This is a genomic window from Rhodocyclaceae bacterium, from assembly GCA_020248265.1.
Lineage (GTDB): Bacteria > Pseudomonadota > Gammaproteobacteria > Burkholderiales > CAIKXV01 > CAIKXV01.
This window is the reverse complement of sequence record JADCHX010000011.1, coordinates 92,293-105,737: the sequence shown is the minus strand read 5'-3', so window position 1 is coordinate 105,737 and position 13,445 is coordinate 92,293. Positions and strand designations below refer to the sequence as shown.

General features: G+C 68.7%; 12 protein-coding genes. 8 read left to right on the top strand and 4 right to left on the bottom strand.

Annotated features, from left to right (window positions below):
* The first annotated feature begins 12 nt into the window (after window positions 1-12).
* The 3 genes from cofE to cofC are packed head-to-tail and all read left to right on the top strand — an operon-like array spanning window position 13 to window position 2,366.
* The gene (gene cofE / locus ING98_11400; protein MCA3102472.1) at window positions 13-765 is read left to right on the top strand and encodes a coenzyme F420-0:L-glutamate ligase; all 753 of its coding nucleotides are present in this window, start codon (window positions 13-15) and stop codon (window positions 763-765) included.
* Window positions 765-1,712, top strand: coding sequence for a 2-phospho-L-lactate transferase (locus ING98_11395; protein MCA3102471.1), 948 nt, complete (start codon window positions 765-767; stop codon window positions 1,710-1,712). The genes cofE and ING98_11395 overlap by 1 nt, the downstream gene beginning before the upstream one ends.
* Entirely contained in the window at window positions 1,713-2,366 is a 654-nt protein-coding gene (cofC, locus tag ING98_11390) for a 2-phospho-L-lactate guanylyltransferase (GenBank protein ID MCA3102470.1), read from the top strand.
* 80 nt (window positions 2,367-2,446) lie between these two features.
* Here cofC and ING98_11385 read toward each other — a convergent pair whose 3' ends face one another.
* Window positions 2,447-3,439 (bottom strand): asparaginase, encoded by a 993-nt coding sequence (locus ING98_11385; GenBank protein ID MCA3102469.1) that lies wholly within the window; start codon window positions 3,437-3,439, stop codon window positions 2,447-2,449.
* 11 nt (window positions 3,440-3,450) lie between these two features.
* Window positions 3,451-4,440, bottom strand: coding sequence for an amidohydrolase (locus ING98_11380; GenBank protein ID MCA3102468.1), 990 nt, complete (start codon window positions 4,438-4,440; stop codon window positions 3,451-3,453).
* A 91-nt stretch (window positions 4,441-4,531) separates the two neighbouring features.
* On the opposite strand from ING98_11380, the gene ING98_11375 reads away from it, so the two are divergent.
* The 5 genes from ING98_11375 to hflX all read left to right on the top strand — a co-directional run bounded on the left by ING98_11375 (window position 4,532) and on the right by hflX (window position 10,448).
* Window positions 4,532-5,554: a tripartite tricarboxylate transporter substrate binding protein gene (locus ING98_11375; protein ID MCA3102467.1), complete on the top strand. Its 1,023-nt coding sequence runs from the start codon at window positions 4,532-4,534 to the stop codon at window positions 5,552-5,554.
* A gap of 28 nt (window positions 5,555-5,582) precedes the next feature.
* Entirely contained in the window at window positions 5,583-6,479 is an 897-nt protein-coding gene (locus ING98_11370; GenBank protein ID MCA3102466.1) for a cupin domain-containing protein, read from the top strand.
* A gap of 76 nt (window positions 6,480-6,555) precedes the next feature.
* Window positions 6,556-8,343: a tetratricopeptide repeat protein gene (locus ING98_11365; GenBank protein ID MCA3102465.1), complete on the top strand. Its 1,788-nt coding sequence runs from the start codon at window positions 6,556-6,558 to the stop codon at window positions 8,341-8,343.
* A 2-nt stretch (window positions 8,344-8,345) separates the two neighbouring features.
* Window positions 8,346-9,044, top strand: coding sequence for a glycosyltransferase (locus ING98_11360; protein MCA3102464.1), 699 nt, complete (start codon window positions 8,346-8,348; stop codon window positions 9,042-9,044).
* 90 nt (window positions 9,045-9,134) lie between these two features.
* The gene (gene hflX / locus ING98_11355) at window positions 9,135-10,448 is read left to right on the top strand and encodes a GTPase HflX (GenBank protein ID MCA3102463.1); all 1,314 of its coding nucleotides are present in this window, start codon (window positions 9,135-9,137) and stop codon (window positions 10,446-10,448) included.
* A gap of 47 nt (window positions 10,449-10,495) precedes the next feature.
* Here the strand turns inward: hflX and ING98_11350 are convergent, their stop codons facing one another.
* Both ING98_11350 and ING98_11345 read right to left on the bottom strand, forming a co-directional pair.
* Window positions 10,496-11,467, bottom strand: a complete 972-nt coding sequence (locus ING98_11350) for a tripartite tricarboxylate transporter substrate binding protein (GenBank protein ID MCA3102462.1) — start codon at window positions 11,465-11,467, stop codon at window positions 10,496-10,498.
* Window positions 11,468-11,562: 95 nt separating this feature from the next.
* Window positions 11,563-13,272, bottom strand: a complete 1,710-nt coding sequence (locus ING98_11345; GenBank protein ID MCA3102461.1) for a CocE/NonD family hydrolase — start codon at window positions 13,270-13,272, stop codon at window positions 11,563-11,565.
* Between the last annotated feature and the right edge of the window lie 173 nt (window positions 13,273-13,445).

The window sequence follows — 13,445 nt, the reverse complement described above, 5'->3', positions numbered from 1 at the left end:
ACGACCGCCGCGATGCCGTCGCTGACCCTCACTGCGCTCGAAGGCATGCCGGAAGTCGCCGCGGGCGACGACCTTGCACGGCTGGTGCGGGACGCACTGGCACGCAGCGGCATCCGGCCGGCCGACGGCGATGTGCTGGTCGTCGCGCAGAAAGTGGTGTCGAAGAGCGAAGGCCGCCGGGTCGCCCTGTCCACGGTCGAGCCGTCAGCCCGCGCGCGGGAACTCGCGGCCGTCACGCGCAAGGATCCCCGGCTGATCGAGCTCGTGCTGCGCGAGTCGGTCGACGTGCTGCGCGCGAAGCGCGACGTGATCGTCGTCGAACACCGCCGTGGCTGGATCATGGCCAACGCCGGCATCGACATGTCGAACGTGGACACCGAGGGCGAACATGTACTGCTGCTGCCGGAAGACCCGGACGCGAGCTGCAGGGCGCTGCGCGCGGCGCTCGCCGATGTCGCCGACTTCGGCGTTATCGTCAACGACAGTTTCGGTCGCGCCTGGCGCAACGGCGTGACCGGCACGGCGCTCGGCGTCGCAGGGTTGCCCGGCGTGGTGGACCTGCGCGGCCGGCGCGACCGCTTCGGCCGTGAACTCCGGACCACCGAGGTCGCGGTTGCGGACGAACTCGCCGCGGCAGCCTCCCTGCTGATGGGCCAGGCCGACGAGGGCCGGCCGGTGATCCATGCGCGCGGCGTCCCCTACGACCGGCGCGACGGCAATGGGCGCGAGCTGCTGCGCCCGAAATCCATGGACATGTTCCGCTGATGATCCTCGCGCTCGCAGGCGGTGTCGGCGGCGCCCGGCTGGCGCAGGGCCTGGTGCAGGTACTCGGTGCCGATGAGCTCGCGATCGTGGTCAACGTCGGCGACGACTTCGAGCACCTCGGGTTCCACGTTTCGCCAGACCTCGACACGGTGATGTACACGCTGGGTGGGCTGCACAACCCAGAGACTGGCTGGGGCCGCGCCGGCGAGACGTGGGCCTTCCTCGATGCGCTGGGCACGATCGGCGGAGAGACCTGGTTCAGGCTCGGCGACCGCGACCTCGCGGTGCATGTCGAGCGTACCCGCCGGCTGCGATCGGGCGACCGGCTGTCGGGCATCACCGCCGACCTCTGCCGTGCCTTCGGCATCCGGCACTTGGTGATCCCGGCCACCGACGACCGACTGCGTACCTTCGTCGATACCGACGAAGGCGAACTGGCTTTCCAGGACTATTTCGTGCGCCAGCGCTGCGAACCCGTGGTGCGCGGCTTCCGCTTCGATGGCGCGGCGACCGCTCGCCTCGCAGCGCCGCTGGCGGCGCTGGGCTGCAGCGCCACGCGCATCGAGGGCATCGTGCTCTGCCCGTCCAACCCCTGGCTGAGCATCGCGCCCATGCTGGCGCTGCCCGCCCTCGCGGCGCTGCTCGACGCACCGGACATCCCCGTCGTCGCGATATCGCCCATAGTGGACGGCGCCGCGGTCAAGGGGCCGGCGGGAAAGATCATGCGCGAACTGGGCCACGCGGTCGACGTATCCGGCGTGGTCGCGCATTACGGTGCGCGCGTGGACGGCTGGGTGATCGACGAGCGCGACCGCAGCCACGCCGGGGCGATCGCGGCGACAGGGCATGGCGTGTGCGTCACCGACACGATGATGACCTCGCCGGCCCGCTCGGCCGCGCTCGCGCTGGAGGCGATCGCCCTGCTGCGTTCGCTGGGCCGACGCTGATTGGACACGCAGCAGGCGTGGACGATCGTGCCGGTCCGGGGGCTGGCCACGGGCAAGACCCGGCTGGCGCCGGTGCTCGACGCCGATGGCCGCAGGCAGTTGTGCACGCACATGCTGCTCAACACGCTCGCTGCGGTCGAAGGCACGTTCGGCGGCCTCGGCCGTTGCATCGTGGTCAGTGCCGACCCGGCCGCGCGCGCGACGGCGGCTGCGCGTGGCGCGCACGCGGTCGGCGATCCGCCGGGTAACGCAGCGGGCAGGACCCTCGATGCAGCGCTCGACGCGGCGCGCGAAGTGGCCCGTGCAGCCGGGGCGCGGCAACTGCTGCTGATTTCTGCAGACATGCCGGACATCGATGCGCGCGCGCTGCAGGCGCTGCTGCAGGCAACACCGGACGGGTCGACCGTGCTGCTCGCGGACAAGTCAGGCAGTGGCACCAACGGCATGCTGCTCCCGGCCACCCTGCCGCTGCAATTCGCCTTCGGCCCCGGCAGCCTGGACCGTCACGCGCGCGCGCTGGCGGTGCTCGGTGTCGATGTGGCCCGCTGCGGCGATCGACGGCTCGCATTCGACATAGATACCCCCGCCGACCTCGATGCCTGGCAGCGGGCCGGTGGCCGGGTGCCGCGCGGCCCAGCCCGCGCGGACAGCTAGGGAAGGACCACCCGTGTGCGGTGGTAGCGCATGACCAGACCCGTCGGGCACGAGCGGTCAGCCCGCCCGCAGGCCCGAGTTCAGCAGCCTCCGGCGATGCGGAAGATCTCGCGCAACCGGTCGGGGTCTTTCGTGTGGCCGAGCGCGACCATCAACAGGATGCGCGCCTTGATGCCGCTCAGGTAACCCGACGAGATCGCCCCCTTGCGCACCAGGCTCTGCCAGGAGCCCGGGTATCCCTTGCCGGGATGGGGCGCGCCGGACGGCAGGCGCGAGCCGGCAATCACCGGGATGCCGGCGTCGATCGCCATGCATACCCCTTCGTAGAAAGGCAGGTTCACGTTACCGCCGCCGGTGGCCTCGACCACGATGCCGTCGACCTTCGCATCGACACAGGCGCGAAACAGCAGGTTGCCGGATCCCTGCACCATCCGGATCACGTGCACGTCGGGGCAGATATGGTCGACCTCGAGATGCTGGCGGCGCCCGGGCGTGGAGAAGAACGTCACGCCCTGGCTGCTGACCGAGCCGATCGGCCCGCCGTCACGGCCGCCGAAACAGGTCAGCAGTTCCGGGTTCACCTTGGTCGCGTCCACCGCCGAATGGATCTCGCTGCCCAGCGCGACCATCACGCCACGATCGCGCGCGGACGGGCTGGCCGCGATGCGCACCGCGCAGAGCAGGTTGCGCGGTCCGTCGGCGTCCTTCTCGTCGGCATTGCGCTGCGCACCGGTCACCACGATCGGACGCTCGCTGCCCACCGTGAGGTCCATCAGGTAGGCGGTCTCTTCCAGCGTCGCCGTGCCATGGGTGACCACCACGCCCGCGACTTCCCGGTCCGCCAGCACGCGGCGCAGCGTATCGCGCAGCCCGAAAGCAGTGGCGCTGTCCATCAGTGCGCTGTTGATGTTCGAGTGCTCGACGATGCGCACCTCGGCTACCTCGCCGAGTTCCGGGATGGCGGATACGAGGTCTGCGGCCGATGCCGCCGACACATGTCCGCCGAGTTGCGCATCGTACTTCGACGCAATGGTGCCGCCGGTACCGACGACACAGATCAGTGGTTTCTTCATGGATGCTTTCCTCAGTCCAGTTTCAGGAGACGACGGGCAGACAGTCCGAGGATCGCCGCGCGGTCCGCCGGGTCGATCTGCGACAGCCGCTCGACGACGTCGACCGGCCGCGTGTAGCTCATGTCGGCCGGGCAGTCGCTGCCCATCAGCACCCGGTCGGCACCCACCTGCCGGATCAGGTTGACCAGCGTCTGGTCGTCGTGCGCGATCGTGTCGTAGTAGAAGCGACGCAGGTAGGACGACGGCGGCCGGGGCAGGTGCGCGAGTTCCTTGCGCACCGTGTAGCCGTGGTCCCAGCGGCCGGCAAGCGCCGGCAGCGTACCGCCGGCATGGGGCAGCACGAAGTCGAGCTTCGGGAAGCGGTCGAGCACCCCGCCGAAGATCAGCGATGCGGCGGCGATGGCCGTATCGGTCGGATTGCCGATCAGGTTGCGCAGGTGGTACTTGCGCATCCGGTCGGCACCGACCGGGTTCACCGGATGCAGGAAGATGGGCAGTCCGAGTTCCTCGCAGCAGGCATACACCGGGTCGAAGGCCGGTTCGTCCAGGTTGAGGTCCATCACATGGGTGCACAGGTACACGCCGCGGATGCCGGGCAGCGTCGCCGCGCGGCGTGCTTCGGCCACCGCCAGCTCGGGCGCCTGCATCGGCAGGGTCGCCAGCCCGACCAGCCGCTCCGGATGCAGCAGGTGTGCCTCGGCCAGGCCGTCGTTGTACGCGCGTGCGAGCCGGTCGCCGAACTCGGGCGAGGCCCAGTAGACCATCGGCTGGGTCAGCGACAGCGCATGGATGTCGACCCGGGCAGCATCCATCTCGCGCAGCCGGGACGGCAGGTCGATGTAGGTCTGCTGGAAGGTCGCCTTGTATTTCGGCACCGCGAAGGTGACGTTGCCGCGCGGGTTGTGCCCGATCTCCACGCCGTTCGAGGGTCCTTCGGCTTCGAGCAGCCTGACCCATGCTTCGGGATACCAGTGCGCATGGATGTCGATGCTGGTCGTCATCGGAAGGTGCTCCAGTGGCCTGCGGTTGCGGAAACGGAAACGCTGCGGGAATATACTTAAAAAAACACCAGGCGCCGCGACCGGAGGACGGATGCAACGAGCAACACGCAGGGGGATCGCGGCAGCGAGGCGGGCGCTGGCCGTTGCCGGCGCAGCCGCGACGGGCACGATCGCACTGATGGCGGCCACGGCTACGGGCACCACGGCATGGGCGCAGGCCTGGCCGACCAAGCCGATACGCCTGGTCGTCCCGTTCGCGCCGGGCGGGGGCACCGACCTCACCGCGCGCCTGGTCGGCGCACGCCTCACGCAGCGCCTCGGCCAGCCGGTGGTCATCGACAACCGCCCGGCCGCCTCGGGCGTGGTCGGCGCCGACCTGGTAGCCAAGGCGGTCCCCGACGGCCATACGATCCTGACCGCCTCGGTCACCTTCGTGATCAGTTCGGCCCTGCAGAAGGGGCTGCCCTACGATGGCTTCCGCGACTTCGCGCCGGTCACGCTGCTGATCGCGGCGCCGCTCGGCGTTCTGGTGCATCCGTCGGTACCGGCGAAGACGATGCCGGAACTCATCGCGCATGCGAAGGGCCAGCCGGGCCGAATCAACTACGGGTCGTCGGGGCCGGGCAGCATCGCCCACCTGTCGACCGAGGTGATGGCGGCAATGGCAGGCATCAGGCTGACCCACGTGCCGTACAAAGGGGTCGCCGCCTACACCTCCGCGGTGCTCTCCAACGAGATCCAGATGGGCCTTGCCAACCTGTTCTCGACCGAGAGCTTCTGGAGGCCGGGACGGCTTCGGCTGGTCGCGCATACCGGCGCCCGGCGGCTCGAAACGCTGCCCGACGTACCCACCGTGGCCGAGTCGGCAGTGCCCGGCTACGATGCCACCATCTGGTACGGCTTCATGGCACCGGCGAAGACAGCGCCCGCGATCGTGCAGCAGCTCTACCGCGAGATCCGCGCGATCGCAGAGACGCCCGACGTGCGCCAGACGCTGGTCGCGCAGGGCAACGAGGTGGTCGCGAACACGCCACAGGAGTTCGCGAAGTTCATCCGCGCCGAGGCAACCCGGTGGGGCGATGCCGGACGGCGCCTCGGCGTGGCCATCGAATGAAGCCGGCACGCACAGGACGAGACAGCACATGACCCTCGACGTACAGCACGTCTACGACTTCGACCAGCTCGGCGCCGTACCCGCCAACCCGACCAGCCTGGAAGTGACGGCGCGCCGCCTGCTGTCGGGGCCGGACATCACCAGCGGCAAATCGTCGACCGTCGGGGCGGTGCTCCGCGGCGAGCACATCATCTGCACGCTCGGGCGCCAGGCGCGCGGCACCGGTGCCAAGGCGCACTCGCATCCGAACGAACAGTTCAACTTCATCCTGCAGGGGATGATGATGAACGACATCGAGGGCGACCGCGTGTTTGCCGGGCCCGGCAGCATCCTGCACACGCCGGGGATGGTGGTCCATACCGGCCTCGCCTGCCCCGACGAAGACCTCGTGTTCCTCGCAGTCAAGGATACCCGCCACGGCATCGTCGGCCCGCCGGTCGACGGTCGCTACGACGGGCCGAACTGCTTCGCCGGATTCGGCAGCCGGACCGGCGAACCGGCAGCGACCACCGCACAGGCCCTGGCCGAGTGGCGCACGATGCCGCCCGGCCCGGGCCGGCGTTACGTGTACGGCATGGTCGACGCCGACGGCCTGCGCGACGGTCCTGCCAGCGCATCGCTGTCGCTGGCCGGCGAACAGGCACTGGCACCGGGCGTGCATGGCCGACTGCTCACCGGCGAGCGCATCCATGTCGGCGTGCTGCGGCTCGCGCCGGGCGCGGCCCTGCCGGCGCATGCGCACGACAACGAACAGTTCACCTTCGTGGTGGAAGGCAGCCTGCAGGCCGATCTCGACGGTGCCCGGGTCGACGTGCCGAAGTACAACATGCTGCACCTGCCTGCCGGCCGGCGGCATGCGCTGCATGCGCCCGACGGCGCGCTGGTCGTCCTGGCGCAGGATGCACGCGCGCGATACGCTGCCTAGGCCCGAGCGACAGCCGCCACAGAAACCCGCGGCCGCGTGAGAAACTTCGGCTGTTTCCACGCAGCCGAACCCACCCATGGATAGTTTCGAACAGGCCCGGCAATTGTTCCTCGAGGGGCTCGCCTGCCTCGGCCGGGACGATCCCGAAGGCGCCGAGTCACGCTTCTCCGACTCGCTGGGGCTGCTGCCCGACCGCCCGTCGACGCTGACCAACCGAGCGGCAGTACGTATCCGGCTCGGCCGGCTGGATGAAGCCGAAGCCGATGCACGCAGGGCGGTGACGGTCGACGATCGTTACGCGGAGGCATGGGTGAACCTCGCGCTGATCGCGCTCGAGCGGGGCGATACCGACGCCGCGGCCAGCCACCTGCAGACGCTGGTCTGGCTCGACCGCAATCACCACCAGGGCTGGCTGCTTTCGGCTCGGGTACGCGACCTGCAGGGCCGGTTCGAGGATGCCGCCGACTGCTACCGCAAGGCGCTGGCGATCAAGCCGGACGACTTCGCGCCCCTGATGAACCTGGGTGCCGCGCTGAACGATCTAGGCCAGTTCGCCGAAGCCCTCGAGCAGCATGACCGCGCGCTGCAGATCGATCCCCGGCATGTCGAGGTGCTGTCCAACCGTGCCGTTGCGCTCGCGGGCCTCGGCCGCTACGACGACGCGCTGGCCGCCTTCGAACACTGCCTGTCGATCGATCCGCTACGGCCAGAGGGCTGGACGGGCAAGGCGATGGCGCTCGTGTCGCTCAAGCGCCTGGCCGATGCGCTGCCCTGCCTCGAGGAAGCCAACCGGGTGCAACCGGGCTTTGCACCGGCGTGGTCGATGCGCGGCGCAGTGCTCGCCGGGCTGGACCGGGCTGACGAATCGCTGCCGATGCTCGAGAAGGCCGTGGCGCTCGCGCCGGCCAACGCCGAAGACCAGCTCAGCCTGTCGCACCTGTACCTGGCACGATTCGATTTTCCGCGCGGATGGCCCGCCTATGAGGCGCGCCTGCGCCGTCCGGGCTCCGAGCGCCTGCGTACATCCCGGCCGCGCTGGGACGGCAGCGCGACCGCAGCGCGCCTGTTCGTATGGGCCGAACAGGGCATCGGCGACCAGGTGCTCTACTCGACGATGTTCCGGGAACTCATCGCCAGGGCACCTGCGGCGACGATCTCGCTCGACGAAAAGCTGCTGCCGCTGTTCCGCCGGTCCTTCCCGCAGACACGGTTCACCGCGCGCAACCAGCCACCCTTGGAAGCGGAGTACGACCTGCAGTTGCCGGTGGGCAGCCTGGGCTCCCTCTTCAGGCCGACCGCCGACGCGTTTCCCGCCGCTTGCGACCGCGTGCTGGTAGCAGATCGCGAGCGCGCACGACAGGTGCGCGAACTGAAGCCGTTCCGCAACCGGAAGGTCTGCGGCCTGTCGTGGAAGAGCATCAATGCGCAGGTCGGCGACGACAAGAGCATGCCGCTCGAGCGCATGCGCGACCTGCTGATGCTCGACGGATTCACCTTCGCGAACCTGCAGTACGGGGACGTCAGCGGCGAAGTCGCGCGCACGTGCGCGCTGACCGATGCGCCGATCGAGACCGTGCCGGGCATCGACCTGTTCGACGACATCGATGGGCTGGCCACGCTGATCGAAGCCTGCGACATCATCGTGACCATCAGCAACTCGACCGCGCACCTGGCCGGCGCGCTGGGCAAGCCGACGCTGCTGCTGGTGCCGCGCTTCACCGGGCGCATGTGGTACTGGAACACGCGTACCGGCGAAGCCCATCCGCCGTGGTATCCGACGGTGCGCGTGCTGCGCCAGCACCGCCAGGGCGACTGGTCAGGGCCACTACAAGAGGCGCAGGCCGTGCTGGAGCAGCTGCGTTGAGCCTGCCGCCCGGGGGACGCATCTCGCTGGTGGTGGGCTTCGACCAGCGGGAGGCGGTCGCCTATCACACGTTCTGCCAGAGCGTGCTCGAGAAGTCCTCGCTGCCGGTCCAGTTCACCCCGCTCGCGGAGAACACGCTCGCCGGCTACAAGGAAACGCACACCGACGGCAGCAACCGCTTCATCTACTCGCGCTTCCTGACCCCGTATCTCTCCGACTACAGCGGCTGGGCCCTTTTCGCCGACGGCGACATGGTCTGCCAGGCGGACATCGCCGAACTATGGGCACTGCGCGACCCCGCGAAGGCGGTGCAGGTCGTCAAGCACGACTACCAGACGAAGGCGGCCGTGAAGTACCTCGGCAACCGCAACGAGAACTACCCGCGCAAGAACTGGTCGAGCTTGATCCTCTGGAACTGCGCGCACGAGGCGCACCGCGTGCTGACGCCGGACTTCATCCAGCGCATGCCGGGCTCCTACCTGCACCGATTCTCCTGGCTGGACGATTCCCTGGTCGGCGAACTGCCGCGGGAATGGAACTGGCTGGCCATCGAGTATCCCGAGAACCTGCAGGCAAAGCTCATCCACTACACGCTCGGCACCCCGTGCTTCGCGGAGTACCGGGACCGGGAATCGTCACCGATCTGGTATGCGGCCTGGAACCGCCTCCGCGAGGGTTTCGACGGAGACGGCCAGGCCTGAACCCGGGCCGGCCCCCGCACGCGGCCGGCGGCACGGCCCCGTCCATGGCGTACCATCGGCACCCGTAACCGCAGGAAACCTCCACCGCACATGTCCATCGAAACACGCACCGCCACGTCGCGGGCCCTCATCGTGGCCGTGCAGTTGCCTGACGTGAGCGACATCGAGTTCGAATCGTCCCTGAAGGAACTGGGCGAACTCGCCCGCACGCTGGGCTTCGAGGTCGTGGGCACGTTTACGCAGAAACGCACGAGCTTCGACGCCATGGCCTACGTGGGTGCCGGCAAGCGCGAAGAGATGCGCCTGTTCGCGGAAAACAACGCCGACTTCGTGCTGGTCGACCACGACATCTCGCCGTCGCAGGCCGGCAACCTCGAGAAAGAGGTCGGCTGCCAGGTGATGGACCGTGCGATGGTGATCCTGGAGATCTTCCACCGGCATGCCCGCTCGAACGCGGCGCGCGCGCAGGTCGAGATCGCACGGCTGCGCTACCTCGCGCCGCGCCTGCGCGAGGCGGCAAAGCTGGCCGGCCCCCAGGGCCGGCAGCGCAGCGGCGTCGGTGGCCGCGGCGCGGGCGAATCCGCCGCGCAGACCGACCGCTCGCGCATCCGCGACCGGATCGCCGAACTGAAGCAGGAGATCGAGGCGCTCGACCACGAGCGCCAGACCCAGCGCGCCCGGCGCCAGGACAGTCAGGGCGTCGCACGCGTCGCGCTGGTTGGCTACACCAACGCCGGCAAGTCGACCCTGATGCGTGCGCTGACCGGCAGCGACGTGCTGGTCGAGAACAAGCTGTTCGCGACGCTCGACACGACGGTGCGCGTGCTCGTGCCCGAGGGCGTCCCGCGCGTGCTGGTCAGCGACACTGTCGGCTTCATCAAGAACCTGCCGCACGACCTGGTCGCGTCGTTCAAGTCCACGCTGGAGGAAGCCGCCGAGGCCTCGCTGCTGCTGCATGTAGTAGACGCCGGCGACCCCGGCTTCGAACGCCAGCTCGACGTGACCGTGAAGGTACTGGAGGAGATCGACGCTGGCGCCGTGCCGCGACTGCTGGTGTTCAACAAGATCGACCAGGTTGGCGATGCGAAGGCGCAGGCCGCGCGCAGCAAGGCCCTGCGCGCGCAGTTCCCGAAATGCATCGTCGTCAGCGCACTCGACGCCGAAGCCGTCGCACGGCTGCACAAGGCGATCTTCGCCTTCTTCCGCAAGCGGCTGGTGAGGGCGGAGCTGTTCCTGCCCTGGTCGGCGCAGAAGCTGCGCGGGCCGCTGTTCTCGACCTGCGAGGTCGTCGAGGAACGGCCCGACGTGGAGGGCACCTTCTTCACCGTGCGCGGCGAGCGCAAGGACATCGATGCGCTGCGCGAGCAGATCGGACCCGTGAAGAAGCGGACCGCCAGAGGATGAACGCGCCGCAGCATCCAACGATGCGCGGCGCAGCGTGAAGCAGCCGCCTACTGCGGCTTGAATCCGATCGCCTTCACCAGCTTGCCGTACTTCGCGTGCTCGCTGCGGATCAGCTGCGCGAAGTACTCCGGCGACTCGTAGACCATGGTCAGGCCGGCTGCGGTGAGCTTCTCGACGATGTCCGGGCTGCGCATCGCGCGGTTGATCTCGTCGTTCAGGCGGGCGACCACCTCGCGCGGCATGCCCGCCGGACCGACCCAGCCGAACCAGCCGCCCGACTCGTAGCCGGGCACCGCCTCGGCGGCGGCCGGCGTGTCGGGCCACTCGGGGGTGCGCGCCTTGCTGGTGACCGCCAGCAGGTTGATACGGCCCGACTTGATGTGCGGCGTGAGCCCGGTGACGCCATCGACCCCCGCCATCACCTGCCCGCCCATCAGTTCGGTGGCAATCTGCGCCGAGCCCTTGTACGGAATGTGGTTGAACGAGAAGCCAGCCATCATGCGCAGCTGCTCGAAGATGAGATGGGGAAAGCCGCCCTCGCCATTGCTCGCCACGGTCAGCTTGCCCGGGTTCGCCCTGGCCCAGGCGATCATCTCGACGAGGTTCTTGAACGGTGCACCGGTGGCGCCGACGACCACCAGGTAATTGGCGGTGGAAACCGCGATCGGCGTGAAGTCCTTCAGCGCATCGTAGGGGACGCTCTTGCTGGTATGCGGTAGCACGGCGAGGTTACCGCCCTGCCCTGCGGCGAAGGTGTAACCGTCGGGCGTGGCCCGGGCAACGAAATCGAGGCCCAGCATGCCGCTGGCGCCCGGCCGGTTCTCGACGATCACCGGCTGGCCGAGACGCTCGGCCATCCTGGGTGCCATCAGCCGCGCCATGATGTCGGTCGTGTTGCCCGGCGGGAAAGGGATGACGAGCCTGATCGGCTTGTTCGGCCAGGCCTGCGCCTGCACACCCATGCTGACCACCAATGCCGCAGCCGCGGCGAACATCGAGAGAACGGACTTCGTCTTCACGGACAACCCCTCCTTGGGCAAACAGGCCTGTACACCAGGCCACCTTGGTATCGGGTCCGGTGCCGGGGCCTCCGGCACCTTCCAGCGACGCGTTTCTATGCAGCCGGGATGACGGGCAGCAGGACCGCAGCCTGATGCTTCGGGCCTGTGTGCAGCGTCACCTTGCCGCCGAAGATGGCCGGCGGACGGTCGGTCTCATCGTCATGGACGAACGGCCCGCAGCCCTTCATCGGGTTCTTCATGTTCGACAGCACCGCCGCTTCGCCGTCGTACTCGTAATCCTTGCCACGTATGCTCAGCGCGATGCTGTAGCCCCTGGGCACGACGATGCAGGTCGGCCAGATCTCTACGTCCAGTTCATAGACCTGGCCCGGGACCAGCAGCTGCTTTTCGCGGTGCGTGTGATACGGCCGCCAGGGCAGCGAGCGTGCCGCGTCGAGTTCGCGATGGGACGCGCGAAGCCAGCCCTGGGCGATGGGCGTGTGCGGATCGAGCGCCCCCTGGAACACCACTTCCTTGCCGGCCGGATCGAACACCCGCAGCACGGCGAAGATGTCTGCATCGACCGTCGAGGAAGACACGAACAGCTTGAGCGCGATCGGGCCGGTGATCTCGGTGTCGTGCTCGAGTGCGCCAGTGGAAAAGGTGGCTCCGTCACCCATGGCCTCGTAAGTGTGCGCCGCGTCGGAAGCTGGCGGCTTGTCCGACAGGCGCATGCCGGCAGGATCGAGGTGGAAGCGGGTCCAGCGGGTCCGCGCGAGCGGCCATTCGCGCTCGGCGCGCTCGACGAACGTCTCGCCCGGATGGCGAACCTGCAGCAGCACCGGGGGCTGCCTGTCCCAGCCGTTGTCGATGCCCTTCAGGAAATGGTCGAAGAAGCGCTTCTGCAGCCCGACGCCGTAGTCGGTGTAGAACGGCGCCCAGTGCGAACCGCCATGCACTTCCAGCCACTTCTGCTTCGATGCTGCGCCGACGAAGCCCTCGAAGTTGCCGCGGGGGTGCAGCCCCTGCCCACCCCAGTTGGCCGCCGACAGCACCGGTACCGTGACCCGCGACAGGTCGGCGCTGCGCTCGCGATACCACTCGGTGTCGGTCTCGCGCTCGAGCACCGCGCGCCACATGTCTTCACGGTTGTTCGTCAGTTCGGCCTCGCTCAGCGTCTCGGGGCCGCACGCGAGCTCTCCGGTGACCGGATGTTTCCTGCCGCGCTCACCGACGCCGTGCTGCACCGTCTTGACCTGCATCTCCTGCCAGTTCTTGCGGAAGGTGCAGGCGATGCCGCCATGGCGGTGCGACTCGCGGTAGGCATCGTTCCAGCCCTCCCAGGCGCAGATCGCGGCCAGGTGCGGCGGCTGGGACGCGGCGACACGCCACTGGTTGCTGGCATAGTAGGAAATGCCGTTGAGCCCGACCTTGCCGTTGCACCAGGGCTGCACCGCCGCCCATTCGATGCACAGGTGGAAGTCACGCGTCTCGCGCGCATTGTTGTGGGCGAGGTATCCCGGCGAGCGGCCCGCGCCACGGGAGTCGACACGGATGCAGACATAGCCGTCGGGCACCCACTTCTCAGGGTCGACCACCTCCCAGTTCTGGTACTGGTTGGTGGAGCCGGCAAGTGCGTCCGGATTCTCGCGCGCCATGATGTCCCAGGCGGTCTTGTAGCCTTCCTGGAAGGCGAGGCCCTTGCCATACGGACCGTAGGTCATGAGCACCGGATAGCGGCCCTCGGCCACCGGGCGGAAGATATCGGCGCGCAGCACCAGCCCGTCGTCCATGGTGATGGGCACATCCCAGTCGATGCGCATGCCATCGCGGGTCTCTGATCTGAACGCGGTCATGTTCCTGTTGCTCCTGTTTGTGCCGGGTGTACGCATACGCCCGCAGGCATGGCCCGCGACCGGCAACGGCGCGCGATCGCCCTTTCAGGCATGGCAGGCGGGGTCTTGCACCCGTGCCTCCTCCGTCATTCCGGCCCGCG

What these genes read in the sequence shown, in the direction of transcription:
- ING98_11375 (MCA3102467.1), top strand. Translation starts at nt 4,532, where the DNA reads ATGCAACGAGCAACACGCAGGGGGATCGCGGCAGCGAGGCGGGCGCTG.
- ING98_11380 (MCA3102468.1), bottom strand. Translation starts at nt 4,440, where the DNA reads ATGACGACCAGCATCGACATCCATGCGCACTGGTATCCCGAAGCATGG.
- ING98_11365 (MCA3102465.1), top strand. Translation starts at nt 6,556, where the DNA reads ATGGATAGTTTCGAACAGGCCCGGCAATTGTTCCTCGAGGGGCTCGCC.
- hflX (MCA3102463.1), top strand. Translation starts at nt 9,135, where the DNA reads ATGTCCATCGAAACACGCACCGCCACGTCGCGGGCCCTCATCGTGGCC.
- ING98_11345 (MCA3102461.1), bottom strand. Translation starts at nt 13,272, where the DNA reads ATGCGCATCGACTGGGATGTGCCCATCACCATGGACGACGGGCTGGTG.
- ING98_11395 (MCA3102471.1), top strand. Translation starts at nt 765, where the DNA reads ATGATCCTCGCGCTCGCAGGCGGTGTCGGCGGCGCCCGGCTGGCGCAG.
- ING98_11370 (MCA3102466.1), top strand. Translation starts at nt 5,583, where the DNA reads ATGACCCTCGACGTACAGCACGTCTACGACTTCGACCAGCTCGGCGCC.
- ING98_11385 (MCA3102469.1), bottom strand. Translation starts at nt 3,439, where the DNA reads ATGAAGAAACCACTGATCTGTGTCGTCGGTACCGGCGGCACCATTGCG.
- cofE (MCA3102472.1), top strand. Translation starts at nt 13, where the DNA reads ATGCCGTCGCTGACCCTCACTGCGCTCGAAGGCATGCCGGAAGTCGCC.